Origin of the sequence: Variovorax paradoxus NBRC 15149, assembly GCF_001591365.1 — a bacterium.
In the GTDB taxonomy this organism is placed as follows: domain Bacteria; phylum Pseudomonadota; class Gammaproteobacteria; order Burkholderiales; family Burkholderiaceae_C; genus Variovorax; species Variovorax paradoxus.
Window position 1 is genome coordinate 62,063 of sequence record NZ_BCUT01000001.1, and the last position, 24,537, is coordinate 86,599.

A 24,537-nucleotide genomic window follows, 5' to 3' on the forward strand; every position below is an offset into this window, starting at 1 on the left:
GATCGGATCAGTGCAGGTGGCGCGGGCGGCGGCCGCCGCCATGCCCACCGCCGCTGCCACTGCCGCCGGTGCCCCGCGGGCGCTTGCCGATCTCGAGCGAATTCACGAGCGCATCGAAGCGGTCGCTGAAAAGGCGGTCGATCTCGGACACCACGCCGCCGAGCTCGGCGCCATCGAAGTGGCGCTCCATCAGGTTGACGACGTCTTCCACCAGCAGGTCGCGCTGCACCTGCATGATCGCGGCCGGATTGGGGCCGACAAACAGCATCAGGAAATCGTCGCGCGACTCTTCGTCGGGGTCGCCCTCTTCCTCGTCGAAGTCGGTGTCGTAGAAGGTGACCTCGATGGCGGCGCCGCGCTCGGACAGTTCGTTCAGGGCCATGCACATCTCGTCGAGCGCCTGGCGAAAGTCTTCGTCGCCCGGCACCGTCCAGCAGATCTGGAGCATGTGGTCCTTCTGCTCGAAGCGGATGCCGGGTTCTTCTTCGTAGGTGCTGGTCGCGCCGTCGGCCAGCGACTTGGCGCCTGCGTAGGCCCACAGCGGCTTGAGCGCTTCCTGGATCTGGTCGAAGCCGACGTCGGAGCGCAAGGGCACGTCGCCGTGCACATGGATTTCAAATGGAGCGTTGTAACGAGGCATGGAGTGCTCCCTTGTCTAAATGTGGTGCCCGGAACGGGGGTCGAACCCGTATGCCCCGATTAAGGAAGCGGCGGATTTTAAGTCCGATGTGTCTACCAATTTCACCATCCGGGCCTCGGGTTGAACATCGACGATAACCCAAACGAAACGGGCCCCGGCAACGCAGGTTGGCGGGGCTGGTTTTTTCGGTGGAGGGCGGATCGAGCTTGATCAGAGAGGGAGAGGGTGGAGGCGCGACCCGGAGTCGAACCGGGCTAGACGGATTTGCAATCCGTTGCATAACCGCTTTGCTATCGCGCCACGCTGCTGAAAACGAAATCGAATTCGCGAAAAAAAGGGAAGCAGTGCTTCCCTTTTTCAAAACTGGAGCGGGAAAAGAGTCTCGAACTCTCGACCTCAACCTTGGCAAGGTTGCGCTCTACCAACTGAGCTATTCCCGCGTTTCGAGCCTCGAATTATAGAACACTTTTTCGGGGCTCGGCAAGTTCTGCCGATCAATGTTTGACGGAACCCTCTGAAGCCGGCGTGCCCGCACGTTGCTTGGCCAGCTCGGCCACGGCGGCCGCGGAGGCGGCAACCTCCTCGTCCGACAGCGGCTCGGGCATCTTCTCGAGCGCGATCTCCAGGACCTTGTCGATCCACTTCACGGGCACGATCTCGAGGCCGTTCTTCACGTTCTCGGGAATGTCCTGCAGGTCCTTCGCGTTTTCCTCGGGAATCAACACGGTCTTGATGCCGCCGCGCAATGCGGCCAGCAACTTTTCCTTCAGGCCGCCGATGGCCGTGACCTCGCCGCGCAGCGTGATCTCGCCCGTCATGGCAACGTCTGCACGCACGGGAATGCCCGTGAGCGCCGACACGAAGGCCGTGGTCATTGCGGCACCCGCGCTCGGGCCGTCCTTGGGCGTTGCGCCATCGGGCACGTGGATGTGGATGTCGCGCTTCTCGAACACCTCGTCCTTGATGCCCAGGCGGCGCGAGCGGCTGCGCACCACGGTGCGCGCAGCCTCGACCGATTCCTTCATCACGTCGCCCAGCGATCCGGTGCGGCTGATCACGCCCTTGCCGGGCATGGTGACCGCCTCGATGGTGAGCAGGTCGCCGCCCACCTCGGTCCAGGCCAGGCCGACCACCTGCCCCACCTGGTTCTGCTTCTCGGCCAGTCCGAAGCTGTACTTGCGCACGCCCAGGAAGTCGTTGAGGTTGGAGCCATCCACCGTGACCTTGGGCGTCATCTGCTTGAGCAGCAGGCCCTTGACCACCTTGCGGCAGATCTTGGAAAGCTCGCGCTCGAGCGAACGCACGCCGGCTTCGCGCGTGTAGTAGCGCACGATGCCGCGCACGGCCTCTTCGGTGACGAGCAGTTCGTCTTCCTTGACGCCGTTGTTCTTCATCTGCTTGGGCAGCAGGTACTTGATCGCGATGTTGGTCTTCTCGTCCTCGGTGTAGCCCGAGAGGCGGATGACTTCCATCCGGTCGAGCAGCGCCGGCGGGATGTTCATCGAGTTCGAGGTGGCGACGAACATCACGTCGGACAGGTCGAAGTCGACCTCGACGTAGTGGTCGCCGAAGGTGTGGTTCTGCTCCGGGTCGAGCACCTCGAGCAGCGCGCTCGACGGGTCGCCGCGGAAGTCGGTGCCCAGCTTGTCGATCTCGTCGAGCAGGAACAGCGGATTGCGCGTGCCGATCTTGCTCAGCCCCTGCAGCACCTTGCCCGGCAGCGCGCCGATGTAGGTGCGGCGGTGGCCGCGGATCTCGGCCTCGTCGCGCATGCCGCCCAGCGCCATGCGGGTGTACTTGCGGCCGGTCGCCTTGGCGATCGACTGCCCGAGCGAGGTCTTGCCCACGCCGGGCGGGCCCACGAGGCACAGGATCGGCGCCTTGACCTTGTCGACGCGCTGCTGCACCGCGAGATATTCGAGGATGCGGTCCTTGACCTTCTCCAGGCCGTAGTGGTCGGCATTGAGCACCGCCTCGGCATTGGCCAGGTCGTGCTTGATCTTGGTCTTCTTGCTCCAGGGCAGGCCGACCAGCACGTCGATGTAGTTGCGCACCACGGTGGCCTCGGCCGACATGGGCGACATCAGCTTGAGCTTCTTGAGCTCGCCCTCGGCCTTCTTGAGCGCTTCCTTGGGCATCTTGGCGAGCTTGATCTTCTTCTCGATCTCCTCGATGTCCGCGCCCTCTTCGCCTTCGCCGAGCTCCTTCTGGATCGCCTTGACCTGCTCGTTGAGATAGAAGTCGCGCTGGTTCTTTTCCATCTGGCGCTTCACGCGGCCGCGGATCTTCTTGTCGACGTTGAGGATGTCGACCTCGCGTTCGAGCTGGCCGAACAGGTTCTCCAGGCGCGACTTGACGTCGTCCAGGTCGAGCACGGCCTGCTTGTTGTCGAGCTTGAGCGGCAGGTGCGCGGCGATGGTGTCGGCCAGGCGGCCCGGATCGTCGATGCTGGAGATCGACGTGAGGATCTCGGGCGGGATCTTCTTGTTGAGCTTGACGTACTGGTCGAACTGCTGCATCACGGCACGGCGCAGCGCCTCGACCTCGGTGCCCTTCTCGCTGCTCGCGGCCGCCTCGACGGGCGTCACGTTGGCCGAGAAGTGGGTCTCGCCGTCGTCGATGCGGTTCACGCGGGCGCGCTGCTGGCCTTCGACCAGCACCTTCACGGTGCCGTCAGGCAGCTTGAGCATCTGCAGGATGGTCGAGACGCAGCCCACCTCGAACATGTCCTCGACCGAGGGCTCGTCCTTGGCGGCGGCCTTCTGGGCCACCAGCATGATGCGGCGCTCGGCCTCCATGGCCAGTTCGAGCGCCTTGATGCTCTTGGGGCGACCCACGAACAGCGGGATCACCATGTGAGGGAACACGACCACGTCGCGCAGCGGCAGCAGCGGCAGGTCGATCGCGTCGGCAGGCAGGGGGGTATGACCGGACATGAATATCCTTTGATTGATCAGGCAAAGATGGATGGGTGTTCGGGCATTTCAAGCCCGTGCACCCGGTCTTTGTCGAAGGCGCCGGACGCCTTGCTGGAAAGTGCCGGCGCCGCGTTCACTCAGGCCTTCTTGGCCGCTTCGCGGTACACGAGCAGCGGCGGCTTGTTTTCATCAATTGTGGATTCCTCGACCACAACCTTGTCGACGTTGGTGGCATTCGGCAGCTCGAACATGGTGTCGATCAGCGACTGTTCGAGGATCGAACGCAGGCCCCGCGCGCCGGTCTTGCGGGCCAGCGCCTTGCGTGCAATGGCCTTGAGCGCCGCGGGACGAATCTCCAGGTCGACGCCTTCCATCTGCAGCAGCTTGGTGAACTGCTTGACCACGGCGTTCTTGGGCTCGGTCAGGATCTGCACCAGCGCGTCTTCGCTGAGCTCGGCCAGCGAGGCCACCACGGGCATGCGGCCCACCAGTTCGGGGATCAGGCCGAACTTGATCAGGTCTTCGGGCTCGACCTCGCGGAACACCTCGGTGATGCTGCGCTGCGCCTTGCTCTTGACCGAAGCGCCGAAGCCGATGCCCGAGGCCTCGGTGCGGTTCTCGATGACCTTCTCGAGGCCGGCAAAGGCGCCGCCGCAGATGAACAGGATGTTGGTCGTGTCGATCTGCAGGAAGTCCTGGTTCGGGTGCTTGCGCCCGCCCTGCGGCGGCACGCTGGCCATGGTGCCTTCGATGAGCTTGAGCAGCGCCTGCTGCACGCCCTCGCCCGACACGTCGCGCGTGATCGACGGGTTGTCCGACTTGCGCGAGATCTTGTCGATTTCGTCGATGTAGACGATGCCGCGCTGGGCGCGCTCGACTTCGTAGTTGCAGCTCTGCAGCAGCTTCTGGATGATGTTCTCGACGTCCTCGCCCACGTAGCCGGCTTCGGTCAGCGTGGTGGCGTCGGCCATCACGAAGGGCACGTCGAGCATGCGCGCGAGCGTTTGCGCGAGCAGCGTCTTGCCCGAGCCCGTGGGGCCGATCAGGAGGATGTTGCTCTTGCTGAGCTCGACGTCGTCGCCCTTGGCCTTTTCCTTGTGGCGCAGGCGCTTGTAGTGGTTGTAGACCGCCACCGACAGCATGCGCTTGGCCGGCTCCTGGCCGATCACGTAGTTGTCGAGGTTGGTCTTGATTTCCAGCGGCGTGGGCAGGTCGCTGCGCGCCTCGCGCGCCTCTTCACCGGCCGGGAGCTCGTCGCGGATGATTTCGTTGCAAAGGTCGATGCACTCGTCGCAAATGAAGACCGAAGGGCCCGCGATCAGCTTCTTGACCTCATGCTGGCTCTTGCCGCAGAACGAGCAATAAAGCGTTTTTTCGCTGGAGGAGCCTTTTTTTTCGGCCATGGACAGGTGCCTCGTAAAGGGGTGGGGACAATGATAACTAAACAAAAACGGCGTTTCCCGTGTGGAAAACGCCGGTTTTTGCCTTTTTGGCGCCGCCGGCGCCGCGGCAGGGGCTCAATGCCTCAGCTGCGCTTCGCAATGACCTGGTCCACCAGGCCGTAGTCCTTGGCTTCATCGGCCGTGAGGAAATAGTCGCGTTCGGTGTCCGACTTGACTTTTTCGAGCGGCTGGCCCGTGCGTTCGGCCAGGATGCGGTTCATCTGGTCCTTGGTGCGCAGGATGTCGCGGGCATGGATCTCGATGTCCGTGGCCTGGCCGCGCGCGCCGCCGAGCACCTGGTGGATCATGATCTTCGAATTGGGCAGCGAGAAGCGCTTGCCCTTTTCTCCGGCCGCCAGCAGGAAGGCGCCCATGCTGGCCGCAAAGCCGATGCACATGGTGGAAACGTCGGGCTTGATGAACTGCATGGTGTCGTAGATGGCCATGCCGGCGCTCACGCTGCCGCCCGGGGAGTTGATGTAGAACGAAATGTCCTTGTCCGGGTTCTCGCTCTCGAGGAACAGCAGCTGCGCCACCACGAGGTTGGCGGTCTGGTCGTTCACCTCGCCCACCAGGAAAATGATGCGCTCCTTGAGGAGGCGCGAATAGATGTCGTAGGACCGCTCGCCGCGGCCCGACTGCTCGATGACCATCGGGATCATGCCGAGGCCTTTGATTTCCTGTGCGCTCATTGAATTGCTCTCCGGAAAAGGGTTCGTTCGCTGTTCGAATTTACTGTACGCCTGAGTGAAATGGGGCTCGTGCCGCAAAGCACAAGCCCCATTGGCGTCGCAGGCGGCAGTGGATCAGCCTTGTTGCGCCATCAGTTCGTCGAACGACACCGACTTTTCATTGACCTTGGCCTTGCCGAGCACGAAATCGGTCACGTTGTTCTCGATGACCACGGCTTCGACTTCGGCCAGGCGATTGTTGTCGCTGAAGTACCAGCGCACCACGTCGGCCGGCTTTTCGTAGCTGGCGGCCAGCTCGTCGATGTGGGCCTTGATCTGCTCGGGCTTGGCCTGCAGGTTGTTGGCGCGCACCAGCTCGGCCACCACGAGGCCCAGGCGCACGCGGCGCTCGGCTTGGGGACGGAACACTTCGTCGGGGATCGGCGCCTTGTCGGCGTCCTTGATGCCGCGCTGCTTGAGCTCGGCGCGGGCGCCTTCGACCATGCGGTTGACTTCGGACTGCACGCTCGCGTTGGGCAGGTCGAGCTCGGCGTTGGCCACCAGGGTGTCCATCACGGCGTTCTTGTTGCGCGCCAGCAGGCGGAACTTCACTTCGCGCTCGAGGTTCTTCTTGATGTCGGCGCGCAGGCCCTCGACCGTGGCTTCGGCAATGCCGAGCGACTTGGCGAGCTGTTCGTTGACTTCGGGCAGGTGCGAGGCTTCGATCTTCTTCACGGTGACCATGAAGTCGGCCTGCTTGCCGGCCACGTCCTTGCCGTGGTAGTCGGCCGGGAACGAGAGCGGGAAGGTGCGGCTGTCGCCGGCCTTCATGCCGCGCACGGCGTCTTCGAATTCCTTGAGCATCTGGCCTTCGCCGACGATGAACTGGAAGTCTTCGGCCTTGCCGCCCGGGAAGGGCTCGCCGTCGATCTTGCCTTCGAAATCGACCGTCACGCGGTCGTCGTCCTGGGCCACGGCGTCCTGGGCGCGCTGCGCGAAGGTGCGGCGCTGCTTGCGCAGGATGTCCAGCGTCTTGTCGATGGCGTCGTCGCCCACTTCGGCCGAGAGCTTCTCGACTTCGGCGTTCGACAGGTCGTTGATCTTGACTTCGGGGAACACTTCGAAGACCGCGTCGAAGGCGAGCTGGCCTTCGGGCGACTCTTCCTTCTCGGTGATGCGGGGCTGGCCGGCCACGCGCAGCTTGGCTTCGTTGGCGGCCTGCGAGAAGGCTTCGCCGACCTTGTCGTTCATGACTTCGTAGTGCACCGAGTAGCCGTAGCGCTGGGCCACGACGTTCATCGGCACCTTGCCGGGACGGAAGCCATCCATCTTGACGGTGCGCGCGAGCTTCTTGAGGCGCGAATCGACTTCGGACTGGATGGTGCCGACCGGCAGGGTCAGCGTGATCTTGCGTTCGAGCTTCTCGAGAGTTTCAACGGTCACGGTCATGGTGTCTTCCTTGTGAGGGGTGTGGCTGGTGCGCGGGGCCGGACTCGAACCGGCACGTTCTTGCGAACGTCAGGACCTAAACCTGGTGCGTCTACCAATTTCGCCACCCGCGCTTGCCAAATTTTTCAGGTGAATGCAAAGGCGGACGGCCCTGGTGCCGCGGACCCCCGATTGCCGGATGCCCGCCGCCCAAAGACCGTCCGCCTGAAATCGGTCAACCGCGTATTTTAAGCGCTAATCGGGAGCTCTTTCGGCTCCCGCTTGACGCGGAAGGCGGCGGCGTACATTGCCGGCAGCGCCAGCAGGGTCAATACGGTCGCCACGATCAGCCCGCCCATGATGGCCACGGCCATCGGCCCCCAGAACACGCTGCGGGAGAGCGGAATCATCGCCAGCACCGCCGCGGCCGCCGTCAGTACGATCGGCCGCAGGCGCCGCACGGCCGATTCCACGATCGCGTCCCAGGCCGGCACGCCGGCCTCGCGGTCGCTCTCGATCTGGTCGATCAGGATCACCGCGTTGCGCTGGATCATGCCCATCAGCGCGATCACGCCCAAAAGCGCCACGAAGCCGAACGGCCGGTTCAGCAGCAGCAGCGCACCGGCCACGCCGGCGATGCCCATCGGTCCGGTGATGAACACCAGCAGCGAGCGGCTGAAGCTGTGCAGCTGCAGCATCAGGAGCGTGAACACCAGGAACAGCATGATCGGCACGCCCGCCACGATGGAGGCCGAGCCCTTGCTGCTTTCCTCGACCGCGCCCGCCACCTCGATGCGGTAGCCGCCCTCGCCGGCCGCGTGCCAGCCGGCCTCGAGCTGGCGCAGCTTCGGCAGCAGCTGCTCGGTCACCGTGGCGCCCTGCAGGCCTTCGACCACGTCGCCCTGCACGGTGATGGCGTAGTCGCGGTTCTCGCGCCACATCACGCCGGGTTCCCAGCTGAACACCGGCCGGGCGATCTGCGTCAGCGGAATCGAGCGGCCCGAGGTGGTGGGCAGGTAGGCGTTGCCGATGTCCGAGATGGCCTCGCGCTCGTCGGCCGACTGGCGCAGCACGATGTCGATCAGCAGGTCGTTCTCGCGGTACTGGCCCACGGTGGTGCCGGAGAACATGGTCTTGGAAGCCTGGGCGATCGCCTGGCTGGTGACGCCGAGCGCGCGCGCCTTGGCCTGGTCGACCTCCAGACGGATCACCTTGACCGATTCGTTCCAGTTGTCGTTCACGCCGCGCATGTTGGCGTTCTCGCGCAGCACGGCCTTGACCTCGTCGGCATGCCCACGCAGCTGGGCAGGGTCGGTACCGATCACGCGGAACTGCACCGGATACGGCACCGGTGGCCCGTTGGGCAGCAGCTTCACGCGGCCGCGCACTTCGGGGAACTCCTGCGCCAGGAGCGCGGGCAGCTTGATGCGCAGGGTCTCCCGCACCTTCAGGTCCTTGGCCAGCACGATGAGCTGCGAGACGTTGGTCTGCGGAAAGACCTGGTCCAGCGGCAGGTAGAAGCGCGGCACGCCGGAGCCGATCCAGGTGCTGACCGTCTTCACGCCCTCTTCCTTCATGATGCGCTGCTCGACGCGTTTGGCGACTTCTTCGTTGGCCGCGAACGAGGTGCCTTCGGGGAACCAGATGTCCACCATGATCTCCGGCCGGCTCGAATCCGGGAAGAACTGCTGCTGCACCTTGCCCATGCCGAAGATGCCGAGCGCGAAGATCAGCACCGTGGCACCGATGGTCAGCCAGCGGTGCTGCACGCACCAGTTCACCGCGCCGCGGAAGTTGTTGTAGAACGGCGTGTCGAACAGCTCGTGCGGCGGCGCATCGGGGTCGTGCGGCTTGACCTTGAGCAGCAGCGTGCCCAGGTAGGGCACGAAGTACACCGAGACGATCCACGACAGCACCAGCGCGATCACCGTCACCGCGAAGATCGCGAAGGTGTATTCGCCCGTGACCGACTTGGCGATGCCGATCGGCAGGAAGCCCGCAGCCGTGATGAGCGTGCCGGTCAGCATGGGCTTGGCCGTGACGTCGTAGGCGAAGGTGGCGGCGCGCACCTTGTCGTAGCCCTCCTCCATCTTGCGCACCATCATCTCGACCGCGATGATCGCGTCGTCCACCAGGAGGCCGAGCGCGATGATCAGCGAGCCCAGCGATATCTTGTGCAGCCCGATGCCGAAGTAGTTCATGGCCAGGAAGGTCACGGCCAGCACCAGCGGGATCGTGATGGCCACCACCAGCCCGGGCCGGATGTCGATGTACCAGCCGAAGCGCCCGCCCTTGTGCAGGCCCAGCGAGATGATGCTCACGGCCAGCACGATGGCCACCGCCTCGATCAGCACGCCGACGAATTCATTGACCGAGCTGGACACCGACACCGGCTGGTCCTGCACCTGCGCAAGCTTCACGCCGGCCGGCAGGCGCTGGTCGATCTCCGCGGTGGTGGCGCGCAGCGCCTTGCCCAGCGCGATGATGTCGCCGCCCTTGGCCATGGAAACGCCGAGCGCGACAACTTCCTTGCCCTGGTGGTGCACCTTCACGGCCGGCGGATCGATGTAGCCGCGATGGATCTCGGCGATGTCGCCGAGCCTGAGCTGGTTGCCCGAGCTGCCGCGGATCGGCATCTCGCGCAGCTGCTCCACGTTGGTGAACTGCCCGCCCACGCGCACCTGCACCACGTCCAGCGGCGACTGGATCGTGCCCGCGCTTTCGATCGCATTTTGCGAGCCGAGCTGGGCCAGCACCGCGTTGAAGTCCAGCCCCAGTTGCGCGACGCGCTTCTGCGAGATCTCGATGTAGACCTTCTGGTCCTGCACGCCGAACTGGTCGACCTTGGCCACGTCCTTCACGCGCAGCAGCTGCTGGCGCACCTCGTCGGCCAAGGTCTTGAGCTCGGCCTGGCTGAAGCCTTCGCTCTCCAGCGCGTAGATCACGCCATAGACGTCGCCGAAATCGTCATTGAAGAACGGCCCCTGCACGCCCGGCGGCAGCGTGTTGCGCATGTCGCCGACCTTCTTGCGCACCGTGTACCAGACGTTGGCCACGTCGGCGGCCTTGGACGAGTCCTTGATCTGGAAAATGATCTGCGACTCGCCCGGCTTCGAGTAGCTGCGGATCTTGTCGGCGTACGGTGCCTCCTGCAGCGTGCGCTCGAGCTTGTCGGTGACCTGCTCGGCCACCTGCTGGGCAGTGGCGCCGGGCCAGAAGGTGCGAACCACCATGGCACGGAAGGTGAACGGCGGGTCTTCGTCCTGGCCGAGCTGGAAGTACGCGAAGGCGCCCAGCACCATCAGCACCACCATCAGGTAGCGCGTGAGGGGCGCGTGGTCCAGCGCCCATTTGGAAAGATTGAAGCCGGCGGGCTTGGCGGTGGTAGCTGCGCCTTCCGTCATTTGGAAGCACCTGCAGCGATCTCCTTCTTCGAGGCCGCCACGGCCTCGACCGGCTGCGCCGATTCCTTCGCGTTGGCGGCTGCCGCGGCAGCCTCCTTCGACTGGTAGATGGTGACCTTCTGCCCCGGCGAGAGCACATGCACGCCCGCGGCCACGACCATCATGCCGGGCGCGAGGCCAGCGCCGATCACGGCCTCGTTGCCGTCGGCCGTGGCCACCTGCACCGGTTGCGAGCGCACCGTCATGGTCGACTTGTCGAGCACCCAGACCGCCGTGCCCTTGCCTTCCTGGCGCAAGGCACTGGTCGGCAGCTTCATGACCGCGCCGCCGGTGCGTGCCAGCGCCTGCGGGCGGGCATACACGGTGGCGCCGAGCGCCGGCGAGGTGGCGGCATCGATCGCCACCTTGACCGCGTAGGTGCGCGTGACTGCGTCGGCGCTGGCCGCCACTTCGCGCACCTCGCCCTGCAGCTCGCTGCCGCCCGACCAGCCGCGCACCATGACCGGCGATCCGGGCTTGATGAGCGCGGCGCGGTCTTCGGGCACCGCAAACACCACGTCGCGCGCGCCGTCCTGCGCAATGCGCACGACCGGCGTGCCCGCCTGCACCACCTGCCCGGGCTCGGCCTCGATGGCGGTGATGATGCCGGCCACGTCGGCCACCAGCGTGGTGTAGCTGGCCTGGTTGCCCTGCGACGAAAGCTGGGCCTGCGCCTGCTCGAGTTGCGCCTGCGCGGCCTTCCAGGTGGATTCGCGGCGCTCCAGCTCGGCGCCGCTGATGAAGTTCTGCGCGCGCAGTTCGGTATAGCGCTTGAGATCGGCCGCTGCGAGATCGCGGTTGGTCTGGGCTGCCGCCAGCTGCGCGCGCGCCGCTTCAGCGGCCAGCCGGTAGTCCTGCGGATCGAGCTGGGCCAGCACCTGGCCGGCCTGCACATGCTGGCCGAGCTCGGCTTGTCGTTTGGTGATCTTGCCCGCCACGCGGAAGCCCAGCCGCGATTCGACGCGCGCCCGGACCTCGGCCGAGAACTCGGGCTGGGCCTCGAAATCGCTGGTGCCCACGGTCACCAGCTTGACGGCGCGCACGGGTTCCTCGGCCGGCTTCGACTGCGAACAGCCGGCCAGGAACAAGGCGGGGAGCAGCAGCCAGGCGGCACTGCGGGCAAGAGGAGAAAAGCCGGAGGAGGCAGTCATGAGACACCCTAGAAAGGTCGAACCCGGTCATTACTGACCCACTGGTTAGTAATTTAGGGTAAACCTCAGGGACTGTCAATCGAGATTCGGGGGTTGTCAGGTCCTCTGGCCCATTTCGACCAGCCGGTTGTCCGGCAGCTCGAAATAGTCGGACGCCCGGCCCGCATTGCGCTGCAGCCAGCCGAAGAGCGCGCGGCGCACGGGGTTCATGCCGGGGAGGTGCTCCTCCCCCACCGAGGCGCGCGAGACGAAGTAGGAGGTGGTCATCGAATCGATGGCCAGCGTCTTCTGGTAGGCCAGGATGCGGATGAACTCGGGCACGTCGGGCCGTTCCATGAAGCCGTGGCGCGCGGTGACCACCCAGATGCCGTCCGTCAGCTGCTCGGCCTCGATGCGCTGGCGCGCGTCCACGCGCGGCGTGTCGCAGGCCAGCACCCGCAGCACGATCACCTGCTCGTGCAGCACCTGGTTGTGCTTGAGGTTGTGAAGCAGCGCATGGGGCACGGCGGTGGCATCGGCGTTCAGGAACACGGCCGTGCCGCGCACGCGATGCGGCATGTGGAGCGCCAGCGATTCGACGAAGGTCTTGAGCGGCATGCTCTCGGCCGCGAGGGCCTCCAGGCCCAGCCGGCGGCCCTTGGCCCAGGTGGTGAACAGCAGCATCACCGCCACCGCCACGGCCAGCGTGAGCCAGCCGCCCTCGGCGATCTTGAGGCTGTTGGCCGCCACGAAAGTCAGGTCGACGGCAGCAAAAGCCACCACCCCGACGACCACCGCCACCTTGTTCCAGCGCCAGAGGCCCCAGGCCACGACGCCCGCCAGCAGCGTGGTGGTCACCATCGTGACCGATACCGCAATGCCGTAGGCCGCCGACAGCGCCCCCGAGCTGCGAAAGCCCAGCACCAGCAGCAGCACGCCCGTCATCAGCATCCAGTTGACGACCGGCACGTAGATCTGGCCGATGGCCGAGCCCGAGGTCTGCACCACGCGCATGCGCGGCAGGTAGCCCATGCGCATCGCGTGAGCAGTCAGTGAAAACGCGCCCGAAATCACGGCCTGCGACGCAATGACGGTCGCCATCGCGGCCAGCACCACCATCGGCACGACGCCCCATGGAGGAAAGAGCCGGAAGAAGGGGTTGTCGACCGCCGCCGGCTCCGCCAGCACCAGCGCGCCCTGGCCGAAGTAGTTCAGCACCAGCCCGGGCAGCGCGATGAAGAGCCAGGCGAAGCGGATCGAGCGCGCGCCGAAGTGCCCCATGTCGGCATACAGCGCCTCGCCGCCGGTAAAGGCAAGAAACACCGCCCCCAGCACCGCCAGCGACTGCAGCCGGTGCTCGACCAGGAAAGCGACGGCCCGGCGCGGATCGAGCGCCGCCAGCACCTGCGGATGCTGCAGCACCTGCCAGCCGCCCGCAACGGCCAGCACCAGGAACCACAGCAGCATGACCGGCCCGAACACCTTGCCCACCGCGCCGGTGCCCTTGCGCTGCACCGCGAAGAGCCCGAGCAGGATCAGGATGGTGATCGGGATCACCACGCGCTGCAGCACCGGCGCCTGCACCTCCAGCCCCTCGACCGCCGACAGCACCGAGATCGCCGGCGTGATCAGGCTGTCGCCATAGAACATGGCCGCGCCGACCAGGCCGAGCCCCGCAATGACGTTCAGCACCCAGGGCCGGGTCCGCGGGCCCGCCACCGCATTGCGTGCGAGGGCCTGCAGCGCCAGGATGCCGCCCTCGCCGTCGTGGTCCGCGCGCAGCACGAACACCACGTACTTGAGCGTGACCACGAACATCAGGCCCCAGAAGATCAGCGAAAGCAGGCCCAGCACCGCATCGGGCGTGAACGCCACGCCGTGCTCGGGATTGAGCGTTTCCTTGAAGGCGTAGAGCGGAGAGGTGCCGATGTCGCCGAAAACTACCCCGAGCGCCGCGATCATCAGGCCCGGCCCCGCCGCATGTGGCGCCTCGCCTGGCGCGGGACTCGGGACGGCGGGAGCCTGCGTGGGTGCATTCATGAATGAAAAGGAAGTGAGATGTTGGCGACGCCGCGAGCATAGTCCGCGCCGCGTGTCGCGGACAATCGCGGCGTGCCTGCACCACCCCATATTGCCGCGCCGCCGGCGCATTACGAGAATTTCCCCGTGGCCTCCTGGCTGTGCCCGCCGCATCTGCGGCCGCCGATTGCAGCGATCTACCATTTCGCGCGAACCGCGGACGACATCGCGGACGAAGGCGATGCCTCGCCCGGCCAGCGGCTGGCCGATCTTCGTGCCTACCGCGAAGAACTGGCAGCCGCCGCGCGCGGCCAGGTGGCACCCTCCTCGCGCTGGCCTCAGGTGTTCGGCCCGCTCGCCCACAGCATCGCGCAGTTCAAGCTTCCGGAACAACTGCTCGCCGACCTGCTGAGCGCCTTCATGCAGGACATCGAGAAGACCCGCGACGGCGGAACCTACGCCGACCGCGCCGAACTGCTCGACTACTGCCGCCGCTCCGCCAACCCGGTCGGCCGCCTGCTGCTGCACCTCTACGGCGTGAACGATGCACAGGCGCTGGCGCAAAGCGACGCCATCTGCAGCGCGCTGCAACTCATCAATTTCTGGCAGGACCCGAGCGTGGACCTGCCGCGCGGCCGCTTCTATCCGCCGCTGGCCGACTGTGCCCGGCGCGGCCTGACGCGCGAGAGTTTCAAGGTCTTCATGCCGCTGGCCGAAGCCCCGCCGCCGCAGGAAGCCATCAACCTGATCGCCGTCGAAAGCGCCTGGGCGCGGGAGCTGATGGCTGAGGGCGCGCCCTTGGTCCATCGCCTGCCCGGCCGCGCCGGCTGGGAGCTGCGCTTCGTCGTGCAGGGCGGCCTGCGCATTCTCGACAAGATCGAGGACCTGGGCTTCGACACCTTTTCGCAGCGCCCGAAAATCGGGAAGGCCGATGCGCCGCTGCTGGCCTGGCGCGCCCTTCGGATGCGGAGACAATTGCGGCCCATGAAAGCGCCCCTCCGATGACTCCCGAGCAATACGTACAGGACAAGGCCGCCGCCTCGGGCAGCAGTTTCTATTACGCGTTTCTGTTCCTTCCCAAGCCGCGGCGCGCCGCGATCACGGCCTTCTATGCCTTCTGTCGCGAGATCGACGACGTGGTCGACGAGGTCAGCGACCCCGGCGTGGCCGCGACCAAGCTCGCCTGGTGGCGCACCGAGGTCGCGCAGTCCTTTGCGGGACCGCCGCGCCATCCCGTGATGCAGGCGCTGGTGCCGCATGCCGCCACCTACGGCATCGAGCCCGCCCAGCTCAACGAGGTGATCGACGGCTGCCAGATGGACCTCGACCAAACCCGCTACCTCGACTTTCCCGGCCTCGCGCGCTACTGCCACCTGGTGGCCGGCGTGGTGGGCGAAGTCGCGGCGCGCATCTTCGGCCAGACCGATCCGCAGACCACCGCCTATGCGCACAAGCTGGGCCTGGCGCTGCAGCTCACCAACATCATTCGCGACGTTGGCGAGGACGCGCTGCGCGGCCGCATCTACCTGCCCGTGAACGAGCTGCAGAAATTCGACGTCAAGGCGCACGAGATTCTCAACCGCGTGCATTCGGAGCGCTTCGTCGCGCTCATGAAGTTCCAGGCCGAACGCGCGCATGCGGCATACGACGAAGCCCTCGCCCTGCTGCCCGCCCCCGACCGCCGCGCGCAGAAGCCCGGTCTCATGATGGCCAGCATCTACCGCACGCTGCTGCGCGAGATCGAGCGCGACAACTTCCAGGTGCTGAACCAGCGCGTGAGCCTGACGCCGGTGCGCAAGTTCTGGCTGGCGTGGAAAGTCCAGGCATTGGGGCGCATTTGAGAACAGCCATCGTCGGCGCCGGCTGGGCCGGCCTCGCCTGCGCCGTCGAAGCCACGCGGCTCGGCCATGCCGTGACGCTGTACGAAGCAGCGCACATGGCGGGCGGGCGCGCGCGGCGGGTCGACCACATGCACGGGCTGGTGCTCGACAACGGGCAGCACATCCTGATCGGTGCCTACGCCGCAACGCTCAGGCTGATGCGCGAAGTGGGCATCGATGCCGGCCAGGCGCTGCTGCGGCTGCCTCTTTCGCTGCGCTTTGCCGATGGCGGCGGCCTGAAACTGCCGCGGCTGCCTGCACCGCTCGACCTGCTGGCCGGCATCTTCACGGCGCGCGGCTGGTCGTGGCGGGACAAGTCCACTTTGCTGCGCACCGCCGTGCAATGGCGCCTCGCCGGATTCCGCTGCGCCGCCGGCACCACCGTGGCCGCGCTCTGTGGCGGCCTCACGCCGCGCGTGATGGAGGAACTGATCGAGCCGCTGTGTGTTTCCGCGCTCAACACGCCGGTCGACCAGTCGAGTGGCGAGGTGTTCCTGCGCGTGCTGCACGATGCGCTCTTCAGCGGCAGCGGCGGCGCGGACCTGCTGCTGCCGCGCGTCGACCTGGGCGCGCTCTTTCCCGACGCGGCCCTGGCATGGCTCGCGCAGCACGACGCAACGCTGCGCATCGGCACGCGCGTGCTCGCCATCTCGCCCGAGGGCGCGGCATGGCGGGTCGACGGCGAGCGCTTCGATCAGGTCGTTCTGGCGTGCGCCCCCTGGGACGCGGCTCGGCTCGTGCGCGCGTCCGGCGTGGCCGCGCAGCGCTGGTGCGAAAGCACCGAGGCCCTGCGCTTCGAGGCCATTGCCACCATCTACGTGCGCGGCGCCACGCCGCTCGCGCAGCCGATGCTCGCGCTGCGCAGCCATCCCGCCACCGCGCCGGCGCAATTCGTGTTCGATCGCGGCCAGCTCGGCGGGCCCGAAGGCGTGCTCGCCATGGTGGTGAGCGCGAACGAAACGCCGCGCGAAACGCTGGAGCAGCAGGCGCTTGCGCAAGCCGCCGTGCAGCTCGGCCAGGCGGCGTTGCACATCGTGCAGACCGTGGTCGAAAAGCGCGCCACCTTCGCCTGCACGCCCGCGCTCGCGCGGCCGCCGATGCGCATCGCGCCGGGCCTGCAGGCCTGCGGCGACTACACCGAAGGCCCCTACCCTGCGACACTCGAAGGCGCGGTCCTGAGCGGACTGGCCGCCGCCAAGGCATCGACAACACCATGACCGAACTGCGCTACCTGGATTTCGACTACAGCGAAGACACCGAGGGCCACGGCACCTTCGATGCCATGGCCTCGACCGTGCCCACAAGAACACACGAAGTGCTGGCCGAGATCGCGCGGGTGCTGGCCTGGGCCGATGCCACTTTTCCCGATGCGCGCGGCGCGCTCGACGACGGGGCGGCCTGGGACTTCGACCTGCAGCAGACCCGCGAGGCGCCGGAGCTGGACACGGTGACCTTCTCGCTCAGCGGCACGCCAGATTTCTGCGCCGCGCTGCGCGCGCACTTCGGCCTGGACTGAAGCCTGCCTGTTTCCAAGGAAAGAACCATGGTCACCTGCTACCTGCGCTACATCGTCGATCCCTACAAGCTCAAGGAATTCGAGCACTACGGCAAGCTGTGGATTCCGCTGGTCGAGAAGTTCGGCGGCCAGCACCATGGCTACTTCCTGCCGTCGGAAGGCGCGAACAACGTGGCGCTCGCGATGTTCAGCTTTCCGAGCCTGGCCGCCTACGAGCAGTACCGCTGCGATTCGATGCAGGACGCCGACTGCCAGGCTGCCTTCAGGTACGCCGAGGACACCCGGTGCATCCTGAGCTACGAGCGCAGCTTCTTCCGGCCGGTCTTTTCGTAGTTCAAGCGCCGAGCGCCACGCACAGCGCGTGCAGGTTCGGCACGATCAGCTGGGGCCGCGCGCCATGCACCCACGGGCGCTCGTCGCGCACCAGCCAGGCCGCCTGCATGCCGGCGTTGAGCGCGCCGACCACGTCGAGCTCGGCGTCGTCGCCCACGTGCAGCACGTCCTTGGGCAACAGGCCGACCGATGCGGCCGCGGCGCGGAAGATCGGCGCATGCGGCTTGCCGCTGCCGAAGGCGCGCGCGTTGAACGCGGTGCGGAACCATCGGCCGACGCCGGTCTGGTGGATGTCCGCATTGCCGTTCGACACCGCCACCAGCGGATAGCGCTCGCTGAGCCACTTGAGGGCCGGCAGCGCGTCTTCGTAGAGCGTCACGCGCTGGCGTTCGGCAAAGAAGGCATCGAAGGCCGGATCGGCCAGCGCCGGGTCTTCGCCCGCGTGCCTGAGTGCCGCGCGGATCGACTCGCGGCGCAACGCACTCAGGTCGTGCGCCAGGTCGGAGCGCTCCTTGGCGGTGGCTTCGCGCAGCTCGCGCAAGACGCCCGGCGTGAGCAGCAGCGAGGCGGTCTTGGGTGCCTCGCGCAGCAGCCATTGCTGCAGCACGGTCTCGGCGCGCTCGATGGTCGGCCAGATCGGCCAGAGGGTGTCGTCCAGGTCGAGCGAGATCGCCGAGATGCGCTTGATGTCGAGGGGCGCGGCGCTTGCCGGCGCCGTGGAAGCGGAGGTCATGCCCGAGAATATCGCATGCCTCAAGACAACGGGAACCGCGGTTCCATCGACCCCCAACCCGCCATCGAACGCACCGCCATCCTCTGGTGCAACCTGGGCTCGCCCGATGCCCCGACCGCGGCCGCCGTGCGGCCCTACCTGGCGGAGTTTCTCGGCGATCCGCGCGTGGTCGAGATTCCCAGGCTGCTCTGGGCGCTGATCCTGTACGGCATCATCCTGCGCGTGCGGCCCGCCAAATCAGCCGCCAAGTACGCGAGCATCTGGATGGCCGAGGGTTCGCCGCTGAAGGTGTGGACCCGCAAGCAGGCCACGCTGCTCGCCGGCTGGCTCGGCGAGCGCGGCCACCGCGTGGCGGTGCAGGACGCCATGCGCTACGCTAGCCCGTCGATCGCTTCGCGGCTCGATGCGCTGCAGGCCGAAGGCGCCACGCGCGTGCTGGTGCTGCAGGCCTATCCGCAGTATTCGGCCACCACCACGGCCAGCGTGATCGATGCGGTGAACGACTGGAGCCGCCGCCAGCGCCGCATTCCGGAGTTCCGCTTCGTCAACCAGTACCACGACGATCCGGCCTACGTCGAGGCACTGGCGCTCGGCATCGAAGCGCACTGGAAGCGCGAGGGCCGCGGCGAGCTGCTGCTGATGAGCTTCCACGGCATTCCGGTGCGCAACATCGCGCTTGGCGATCCCTACCAGGTGCAGTGCCTCGAAACCGCGCGCCTGCTCGCGGCGCGGCTGGGCCTTGCGGCGACGGGATACCGCGTGACCTTCCAGTCGCGCTTCGGCCGCGCCAAGTGGCTCGAGCCCTACACCGAGCCGACCCTGCGCGAGCTCGGCGCAAGCGGCGTGAAGCGTGTCGACGTGGTGTGCCCAGGCTTTCCGGCCGACTGCCTCGAGACGCTCGAAGAAATTGCCATGGAAGGCCGTGAAGCCTTCCTGCATGCGGGCGGCCAGACCTTCAGCTACATCCCCTGCCTCAACGACAGCCCGGCGTGGATCACCGCGCTGGCGGGCATTGCCGAGCGCAACCTCGCGGGCTGGCCCACCCGGCCCGCCGCCAGCGCTCAGAGCTTGCCCAGATAGTCCATCTTGCCGATCGGCATGCCCTTGTGGCGCAGCACGTCGTAGGCGGTGGTCACATGGAAGAAGAAGTTGGGCAGCGCGAACTGCAGCAGGTAGCGCTGCGCGGTGAAATGCGCCTCGCCCTCGCGCGTCTTGATGGTCACGGGGCGCTCCTCCTGGCCATCGACCAGCGTGCGTTCTACGGTCGCGAGGAACTGCTGCGTCTTCGCGATGCGGGCCAGCAGATCGTCATAGGTCTTTTCCTCGTCGGGAAAACTCGGCGCCGTGATGCCCGCGATGCGCGCCACGCCGAGCTTCGCGGCATCGCTCGCGCGCTGGATCTGGCCGGCGAGCGTGAGCATGTCCGGTGCGAGCCTCGCGTCCACCAGCGTGGCCGGATCGATGTCGTTGGCCCTGGCGTGCGCCAGGCTCTTCTCGAGCAGGTGGGTGAGCTGGCCGAGTCCGCGGGAGAAGACCGGCACGGAAAGGTCGTACATCGAAAGCGCCATGGCGTGGATCCTTGTGGTTGGAAATCGGCGGCGATTGTCTCGCCGACGCGCGCCTAGCGGCCGGCGGACCGGATAAACCCTTCGATCAGCTGCAGTTGTTCGGGCACGTTGAGCGCGGGTGCGTGGCCGCACCCCTGGATTTCGACCACCTTCAGCAGCCCGGCGGCGCCCGGCCCCCGCTGCTGCATCTGCTGCGTTACCTCGGGCAGCACCAGGTCCGACTCGGCACCGCGCAGGCACAGCACCGGCGCCTCGATCACGTCGTAGTGCGGCCAGATCAGGTAGTCGTTGTCGTGCGCGCTGAACTGCCGGACCATCGCCGGGTCGTAATGCGGCGTCACGCGGCCGTCGGGCAGGCGGCGCGTGGAGCTTTCGGTCAGGCGGCGCCACTGCGCATCGCTGAGCCAGCCATAGGGCTTGTAGACCGTGCGGAAGAACGCCTCCAGCTCGGCCACCGTGCCGAAGGCGGGCGGCTCGCCGGCATAGGCGCGGATGCGCTCGATGGCCGCCTGCGCGAGCTGCGGTGCGTTGTCGTTGAGCGTGAGGCTCGCAATGCGCGCCTTCATGCGTGGCTCGAACAGGCCCGACGCGCAGACCGTGCCGATGGCGCCGCCCATCGAGGTGCCGACCCAGTGCACGCGGTCCAGCCGCAGCTCGTCGCACAGCGCACCGGCCATGCGCGCATAGAACGAGAGCTGGTACTCCTCGTCGGGCAGCGGACTCCACTGGCTCAGGCCGCGGCCGATGGTGTCGGGACAGATCACGCGGAAGCCGCGCGCTGCAAAGTGCTGCGCCAACTCGTCCATGTCGCGGCAGGTGCGCGCGAGGCCGTGCCAGGCAATGACCACCGGCGCGTCCGGTGCGCCCCAGTCGAGCCAATGGATCTCGCGGCCCGCAAGCTGCGCGTAGTGGGAAGACGGAACCGGAAGATCGCTGCTCATCGCGCGGCCCTCGCCCGAAGCTTGCCGACGATGCCGGTCGGAAAGTAATAGACCGAGAGCACGAACAGCACGCCCAGCCACAGCAGCCAGCGGTCGGGCGACAGCAGCGCCGCGAGCCATGGCAGCCCGCTCGCGGCCTCGCTGCCCACGCGCAGCAGGTCCTGCAGATAGCTCTGCGCCACCACGAACAGCACCGCGCCAATGGCCGCGCCGTAGATCGTGCCCATGCCGCCGATCACCACGATCAGCAGCACGTCGATCATGATCTCGAAGCTCAGCGAGGTGTCGGGCCCGTTGTAGCGCAGCCAGATCGCGAGCATGGCGCCGGCCAGCGTGGCAAAGAGCGCCGACAGCACGGCCGCCGTGGTGCGGTACACCACCACGCGGTAGCCGATGGCCTCGGCGCGGAATTCGTTCTCGCGGATGGCCTGCAGCACGCGGCCGAAGGGCGAATTCACGATGCGCAGCAGCGCGAGCACCAGCACCACCGCAGCCACGAAGAGCAGGTAGTAGCACAGCAGCCGGCCGTCGAGCGAGACGCCGAGGAAGGGCTCCTCGGAGAACTCGAAGCTCGGCGAGATCAGTTCGGGCAGCTTGAAGGTCAGGCCGTCCTCGCCGCCGGTGAAGTCCGACAGCTGCGAGGCCAGCGTCTGGAAGGCCGAGGCCACGGCCAGCGTGATCATCGCGAAGAAGATCGCGCGCACCCTGAGCGAGAACAGCCCGATCGCGAACGAGAGCACCAGCGAGACCGCGAGCGATGCCGCGAGCCCGAGCAGCACCGCGCCCCAATTGGGCCCGAGCCGCGACGCCGAGATGGCAATGCCATAGGCGCCGATGCCGAAGAACATGGTGTGCGCGAAGCTCACGATGCCGGTGTAGCCCAGGAGCAGGTCGAAGCTCGCGACCAGCACCACGAACACCAGGACCTTGGCCGCCACGCTGAGCGCCTTCACGCCCGGGAAGATGAACGGCGCGAAGGCCAGCGCGATGAACAGCGCCACCAGCAGCAGCGCCAGCAGGCGGCTGCGGGGCATGTCGTTGGAGAGAAGTCGTTTCAGGAACATGACGGGCTCTTCTTCCTCAGCGATTCGCCACCGGGTATACGCCCTGCGGGCGCCACAGCAGCACCGCCACCATCAGCAGGATGCTCGCGAACTGCGTGAGCGTGGGCAGCAGGAAGCCGATGTAGTTGGTCATGAGCCCCACCAGCAGCGCACCGATGAGCGCGCCGCCCGTCGAGCCGAGCCCGCCGATGATGATCACGATGAAGATCAGCACGTTGACCTGCGCGCCCATCTGCGGCACCAGGTTCTGCTGGAACAGCCCCCACATCACGCCACCCAGGCCCGCCAACGCACTGCCCACCACGAACACGCCGACGAACAGCCGGCCGATGCGGTAGCCCAGCGACTCGACCATCTCGCGGTCCTGCACGCCGGCGCGGATCAGGAGGCCGATCTTGGTGCGCGCAAGCGTCCATGCGAGCAGGCCGAACACCACCACGCCCACCGCCACCGCGAGCAGCCGGTACTTGCTGATGGCCGCGTCCGCCACGAACAGCGAGCCGCGCAGCGCCTCGGGCAGCGGCAGCGGAATCTGCGCCGGGCCCCAGATCACCTTGATGAGCTCCTCGCCGATGATCATGCCGCCCATGGTGATGAGGATCTGCTTCAGGTGCTGGCCGTACACCGGCCGCACGATGAAGCGCTCGAACGCGAGGCCGACCGCGCCGGCCACCGCCATGGCGACCAGCATCGCGGGGAACACGGCAACGAGGTTGCGCCACAGCTCGCCCGAACCGGTCCAGTCGCCCATCAGGCCGAGCACGCTGCTGGCCACGAAGGCGCCGAGCGCAATGAACACGCCGTGGCCGAAGTTGAGCACGTCCATCAGCCCGAACACCAGCGTGAGGCCCGAGGCGATGATGAAGATGATCATGCCCATCGCCAGCCCCGCGACCGTGAGCGTGAGCCAGGTCGAGAACGAGCCCGTGAGCGGCAGCGCGGCCAGTGCGAGGATGGGGGCGAGAAGCAGCGGCTTCCAGTCGAAGTCGAGTGCTTTCATTTCTGCGCTTTCCTTTCTTGCTCCCTCTCCCTCCGGGAGAGGGTTGGGGTGAGGGCCGGCAGCGCCGATGTGAGGGCATGGCCTTTGCGCAGGCCGCCTGCCCTCACCCTAGCCCTCTCCCGCAAGCGGGAGAGGGGACAAGACATCGAATACGTCATAGCGCGAGACCCAATAAAGATTGCTGCAATTGCGCGTCCGCGGAAAACGCCGCCATCGAGCCGCTGTGCACCACGCGGCCGTTGTCCATCACCGCGACGTTGTCGCCCAGGCGCTGGGCGAAGTTGATGTTCTGCTCCACCAGCAGGATCGTCACGCCGCTGGCCTTGAGCTCGGCGAAGGCGTCGATCATGTTGTTGATCATCACGGGCGCCAGGCCCTTGCTGGGCTCGTCGATCAGCAGCAGCTCGCGCGGCTCGACGATCGCGCGCGACACCGCAAGCATCTGCTTCTGTCCGCCCGAGAGCTTGCCGGCCGGATGGTTCCAGAACTTCTCCACCGCCGGGAACAGCTTGAAGATCCACTTGAGGCGCGTGTCGCCGATCTGCGCCGCGTTCTTGGCCCCGCGCGCGGCCAGCAGCATGTTCTCCTTCACCGTGAGGTCGGAGAAGATGCCCATGTTCTCGGGCACGTAGGCAATGCCGAGTTCGGCGATCTGCGGCGTGTGCATCGCAGCGATGTCCTTGTCGCCAAAGCGCACCCGGCCCTCTGACGCATGCCACAGGCCCATGATGGTCCGAAGCGTGGTCGTCTTGCCCGCGCCGTTGCGCCCCAGCAGCATGGTGAGCTGGCCGCGCGGCACCGCCAGGTCGACGCCATGGAGGATGTGGTACGCCCCGATGTGCGTGTGCACGCCGTCGAGGGTCAGGAGATTCTGAGTGCTCATCGGTCTTGCTCCTTCCCCTTCCGGGGGAAGGTTGGGATGGGGGCGAGCGGTGCTTGGAAGGCGGCAGCGGTGTCAGGGCCGCGAGCCCCCACCCCTGCCCTCCCCCGGGAGGGGAGGGAGAAATTCATCAGGGCTGTCTTCATGCCGCGGCCTCCTTCGCAATGCCCAGGTAGGCCTCCTGCACCACCGGCGAGGCAATCACCTCGGCCGGTTCGCCGTCCGCCACCAGCGTGCCGTTGTGCAGCACGATGATGCGGTCCGCGAGTTCGCGCACCACGTCCATCTTGTGTTCGACCAGGAGAATGGTCTTGGTCTTGTCCTGCTTGAGCCTGCGGATCAGGTCCAGGATGACCGGCGCCTCGGCCGCGTTCATGCCGGCCGTGGGCTCGTCGAACATGAAGACCTTGGGTTCGAGCGCCATCAGGAGCGCCACCTCGAGCTTGCGCTGGTCGCCGTGCGGCAGGCTCGCCACCGTCGCGTGCTCGCGCGACTTCAGCGCCACGTCCGCGAGGATCTGGTCGGCGCGCTCGGTCAGTGCCTTGTGGTCGCTCCAGATGCTCCAGAGGTTGAGGCCGCGCCGGTGCGCGCCCTCCCGCGTGGCCTGCACCGCGAGGCGCACGTTCTCCAGCACCGTGAGGTTCGGGAACAGGTTGGTGAGCTGGAAGGCCCGCCCCAGCCCCGCGTGCGTGCGCGCCGATGGCGACAGGCCCGACAGCAGCTGGCCGTCGAGCGACACCGTGCCCGCGCTCGCCTTGAGCTGGCCCGAGATCAGGTTGAAGTAGGTGGTCTTGCCCGCGCCGTTGGGGCCGACGATGGCCGTCAGCGTGCCGGGCGCGAAGGCGCAGCTCACGCCGTTGACGGCCACGTGCCCGCCGAAGCGGATGGTCAGGTCTTTGGTCTCAAGCATCGTGGGTCATGGCAAATAAGA

Annotated in this window: 21 protein-coding genes and 4 tRNA genes; 6 read left to right on the plus strand and 19 right to left on the minus strand. The window is 66.8% G+C overall.

Going from position 1 to position 24,537, the window contains the following annotated elements:
* Positions 1-7: 7 nt before the first annotated feature.
* From VPA02S_RS00310 to VPA02S_RS00365, 12 genes are all read right to left on the minus strand, one after another.
* On the minus strand, positions 8-640 hold the full coding sequence (locus tag VPA02S_RS00310) for a DUF6806 family protein (RefSeq protein ID WP_012747623.1): 633 nt from the start codon (positions 638-640) through the stop codon (positions 8-10).
* A 22-nt stretch (positions 641-662) separates the two neighbouring features.
* Positions 663-754 (minus strand) — tRNA-Leu (locus tag VPA02S_RS00315).
* A 112-nt stretch (positions 755-866) separates the two neighbouring features.
* Positions 867-940: transfer RNA gene (locus tag VPA02S_RS00320), tRNA-Cys, on the minus strand.
* A gap of 64 nt (positions 941-1,004) precedes the next feature.
* Positions 1,005-1,080 (minus strand) — tRNA-Gly (locus VPA02S_RS00325).
* Between the two features lie 54 nt (positions 1,081-1,134).
* Positions 1,135-3,576, minus strand: a complete 2,442-nt coding sequence (gene lon, locus VPA02S_RS00330) for an endopeptidase La (protein WP_012747622.1) — start codon at positions 3,574-3,576, stop codon at positions 1,135-1,137.
* Between the two features lie 119 nt (positions 3,577-3,695).
* A complete protein-coding gene (clpX, locus tag VPA02S_RS00335) occupies positions 3,696-4,961 on the minus strand; it encodes an ATP-dependent Clp protease ATP-binding subunit ClpX (protein WP_012747621.1) in 1,266 nt (421 codons plus the stop codon).
* 122 nt (positions 4,962-5,083) lie between these two features.
* The gene (gene clpP, locus VPA02S_RS00340; RefSeq protein WP_012747620.1) at positions 5,084-5,692 is read right to left on the minus strand and encodes an ATP-dependent Clp endopeptidase proteolytic subunit ClpP; all 609 of its coding nucleotides are present in this window, start codon (positions 5,690-5,692) and stop codon (positions 5,084-5,086) included.
* A gap of 114 nt (positions 5,693-5,806) precedes the next feature.
* Positions 5,807-7,120 (minus strand): trigger factor, encoded by a 1,314-nt coding sequence (tig, locus tag VPA02S_RS00345; protein WP_018907294.1) that lies wholly within the window; start codon positions 7,118-7,120, stop codon positions 5,807-5,809.
* A 26-nt stretch (positions 7,121-7,146) separates the two neighbouring features.
* A tRNA-Leu gene (locus VPA02S_RS00350) sits at positions 7,147-7,233 on the minus strand.
* Between the two features lie 114 nt (positions 7,234-7,347).
* Positions 7,348-10,503, minus strand: coding sequence for an efflux RND transporter permease subunit (locus VPA02S_RS00355; RefSeq protein WP_018907295.1), 3,156 nt, complete (start codon positions 10,501-10,503; stop codon positions 7,348-7,350).
* Positions 10,500-11,693, minus strand: a complete 1,194-nt coding sequence (locus VPA02S_RS00360; RefSeq protein WP_028254239.1) for an efflux RND transporter periplasmic adaptor subunit — start codon at positions 11,691-11,693, stop codon at positions 10,500-10,502. Before VPA02S_RS00360 ends, VPA02S_RS00355 begins: the two co-directional genes overlap by 4 nt.
* 96 nt (positions 11,694-11,789) lie before the next feature.
* Positions 11,790-13,634, minus strand: a complete 1,845-nt coding sequence (locus tag VPA02S_RS00365; RefSeq protein WP_018907297.1) for a potassium transporter Kup — start codon at positions 13,632-13,634, stop codon at positions 11,790-11,792.
* A gap of 204 nt (positions 13,635-13,838) precedes the next feature.
* On the opposite strand from VPA02S_RS00365, the gene hpnC reads away from it, so the two are divergent.
* The 5 genes from hpnC to VPA02S_RS00390 are packed head-to-tail and all read left to right on the plus strand — an operon-like array spanning position 13,839 to position 17,420.
* Complete coding sequence (gene hpnC, locus VPA02S_RS00370; protein WP_018907298.1) at positions 13,839-14,696, plus strand: squalene synthase HpnC; 858 nt, start codon at positions 13,839-13,841, stop codon at positions 14,694-14,696.
* Positions 14,693-15,532 carry a presqualene diphosphate synthase HpnD gene (hpnD, locus tag VPA02S_RS00375; protein WP_018907299.1) on the plus strand — a complete coding sequence of 280 codons (840 nt, stop codon included), beginning with the start codon at positions 14,693-14,695 and terminating at the stop codon, positions 15,530-15,532. Before hpnC ends, hpnD begins: the two co-directional genes overlap by 4 nt.
* Positions 15,529-16,788 carry a hydroxysqualene dehydroxylase HpnE gene (gene hpnE, locus VPA02S_RS00380; protein WP_062361465.1) on the plus strand — a complete coding sequence of 420 codons (1,260 nt, stop codon included), beginning with the start codon at positions 15,529-15,531 and terminating at the stop codon, positions 16,786-16,788. The genes hpnD and hpnE overlap by 4 nt, the downstream gene beginning before the upstream one ends.
* Positions 16,785-17,087, plus strand: coding sequence for a hypothetical protein (locus VPA02S_RS00385; RefSeq protein WP_018907301.1), 303 nt, complete (start codon positions 16,785-16,787; stop codon positions 17,085-17,087). Before hpnE ends, VPA02S_RS00385 begins: the two co-directional genes overlap by 4 nt.
* 27 nt (positions 17,088-17,114) lie before the next feature.
* Complete coding sequence (locus VPA02S_RS00390) at positions 17,115-17,420, plus strand: NIPSNAP family protein (RefSeq protein ID WP_018907302.1); 306 nt, start codon at positions 17,115-17,117, stop codon at positions 17,418-17,420.
* Between the two features lies 1 nt (position 17,421).
* Here VPA02S_RS00390 and VPA02S_RS00395 read toward each other — a convergent pair whose 3' ends face one another.
* Positions 17,422-18,153 carry an HAD family hydrolase gene (locus VPA02S_RS00395; RefSeq protein WP_012747610.1) on the minus strand — a complete coding sequence of 244 codons (732 nt, stop codon included), beginning with the start codon at positions 18,151-18,153 and terminating at the stop codon, positions 17,422-17,424.
* Between the two features lie 15 nt (positions 18,154-18,168).
* Here VPA02S_RS00395 and hemH point away from each other — a divergent pair, with 15 nt between their 5' ends.
* Positions 18,169-19,233 carry a ferrochelatase gene (gene hemH, locus VPA02S_RS00400; protein ID WP_018907303.1) on the plus strand — a complete coding sequence of 355 codons (1,065 nt, stop codon included), beginning with the start codon at positions 18,169-18,171 and terminating at the stop codon, positions 19,231-19,233.
* Here the strand turns inward: hemH and VPA02S_RS00405 are convergent.
* The 6 genes from VPA02S_RS00405 to VPA02S_RS00430 all read right to left on the minus strand — a co-directional run bounded on the left by VPA02S_RS00405 (position 19,215) and on the right by VPA02S_RS00430 (position 24,516).
* Positions 19,215-19,721: a DUF1993 domain-containing protein gene (locus tag VPA02S_RS00405; RefSeq protein ID WP_018907304.1), complete on the minus strand. Its 507-nt coding sequence runs from the start codon at positions 19,719-19,721 to the stop codon at positions 19,215-19,217. The genes hemH and VPA02S_RS00405 overlap by 19 nt on opposite strands.
* A gap of 53 nt (positions 19,722-19,774) precedes the next feature.
* The gene (locus VPA02S_RS00410) at positions 19,775-20,662 is read right to left on the minus strand and encodes an alpha/beta fold hydrolase (protein ID WP_018907305.1); all 888 of its coding nucleotides are present in this window, start codon (positions 20,660-20,662) and stop codon (positions 19,775-19,777) included.
* Positions 20,659-21,726 (minus strand): branched-chain amino acid ABC transporter permease, encoded by a 1,068-nt coding sequence (locus VPA02S_RS00415; RefSeq protein WP_018907306.1) that lies wholly within the window; start codon positions 21,724-21,726, stop codon positions 20,659-20,661. Before VPA02S_RS00415 ends, VPA02S_RS00410 begins: the two co-directional genes overlap by 4 nt.
* A 16-nt stretch (positions 21,727-21,742) precedes the next feature.
* The gene (locus tag VPA02S_RS00420) at positions 21,743-22,726 is read right to left on the minus strand and encodes a branched-chain amino acid ABC transporter permease (protein WP_018907307.1); all 984 of its coding nucleotides are present in this window, start codon (positions 22,724-22,726) and stop codon (positions 21,743-21,745) included.
* A gap of 154 nt (positions 22,727-22,880) precedes the next feature.
* On the minus strand, positions 22,881-23,609 hold the full coding sequence (locus VPA02S_RS00425) for an ABC transporter ATP-binding protein (RefSeq protein WP_018907308.1): 729 nt from the start codon (positions 23,607-23,609) through the stop codon (positions 22,881-22,883).
* Between the two features lie 139 nt (positions 23,610-23,748).
* A complete protein-coding gene (locus VPA02S_RS00430) occupies positions 23,749-24,516 on the minus strand; it encodes an ABC transporter ATP-binding protein (RefSeq protein ID WP_012747527.1) in 768 nt (255 codons plus the stop codon).
* Positions 24,517-24,537 lie beyond the last annotated feature (21 nt).

Bases quoted from the DNA above. Each gene is read 5' to 3' on its own strand.
- VPA02S_RS00310 (WP_012747623.1), bottom strand. From the start codon at position 640: ATGCCTCGTTACAACGCTCCATTTGAAATCCATGTGCACGGCGACGTG.
- lon (WP_012747622.1), bottom strand. From the start codon at position 3,576: ATGTCCGGTCATACCCCCCTGCCTGCCGACGCGATCGACCTGCCGCTG.
- clpX (WP_012747621.1), bottom strand. From the start codon at position 4,961: ATGGCCGAAAAAAAAGGCTCCTCCAGCGAAAAAACGCTTTATTGCTCG.
- clpP (WP_012747620.1), bottom strand. From the start codon at position 5,692: ATGAGCGCACAGGAAATCAAAGGCCTCGGCATGATCCCGATGGTCATC.
- tig (WP_018907294.1), bottom strand. From the start codon at position 7,120: ATGACCGTGACCGTTGAAACTCTCGAGAAGCTCGAACGCAAGATCACG.
- VPA02S_RS00355 (WP_018907295.1), bottom strand. From the start codon at position 10,503: ATGACGGAAGGCGCAGCTACCACCGCCAAGCCCGCCGGCTTCAATCTT.
- VPA02S_RS00360 (WP_028254239.1), bottom strand. From the start codon at position 11,693: ATGACTGCCTCCTCCGGCTTTTCTCCTCTTGCCCGCAGTGCCGCCTGG.
- VPA02S_RS00365 (WP_018907297.1), bottom strand. From the start codon at position 13,634: ATGATCGCGGCGCTCGGGGTAGTTTTCGGCGACATCGGCACCTCTCCG.
- hpnD (WP_018907299.1), top strand. From the start codon at position 14,693: ATGACTCCCGAGCAATACGTACAGGACAAGGCCGCCGCCTCGGGCAGC.
- VPA02S_RS00385 (WP_018907301.1), top strand. From the start codon at position 16,785: ATGACCGAACTGCGCTACCTGGATTTCGACTACAGCGAAGACACCGAG.
- VPA02S_RS00390 (WP_018907302.1), top strand. From the start codon at position 17,115: ATGGTCACCTGCTACCTGCGCTACATCGTCGATCCCTACAAGCTCAAG.
- VPA02S_RS00395 (WP_012747610.1), bottom strand. From the start codon at position 18,153: ATGACCTCCGCTTCCACGGCGCCGGCAAGCGCCGCGCCCCTCGACATC.
- hemH (WP_018907303.1), top strand. From the start codon at position 18,169: ATGCCTCAAGACAACGGGAACCGCGGTTCCATCGACCCCCAACCCGCC.
- VPA02S_RS00405 (WP_018907304.1), bottom strand. From the start codon at position 19,721: ATGGCGCTTTCGATGTACGACCTTTCCGTGCCGGTCTTCTCCCGCGGA.
- VPA02S_RS00410 (WP_018907305.1), bottom strand. From the start codon at position 20,662: ATGAGCAGCGATCTTCCGGTTCCGTCTTCCCACTACGCGCAGCTTGCG.
- VPA02S_RS00415 (WP_018907306.1), bottom strand. From the start codon at position 21,726: ATGTTCCTGAAACGACTTCTCTCCAACGACATGCCCCGCAGCCGCCTG.
- VPA02S_RS00420 (WP_018907307.1), bottom strand. From the start codon at position 22,726: ATGAAAGCACTCGACTTCGACTGGAAGCCGCTGCTTCTCGCCCCCATC.
- VPA02S_RS00425 (WP_018907308.1), bottom strand. From the start codon at position 23,609: ATGAGCACTCAGAATCTCCTGACCCTCGACGGCGTGCACACGCACATC.
- VPA02S_RS00430 (WP_012747527.1), bottom strand. From the start codon at position 24,516: ATGCTTGAGACCAAAGACCTGACCATCCGCTTCGGCGGGCACGTGGCC.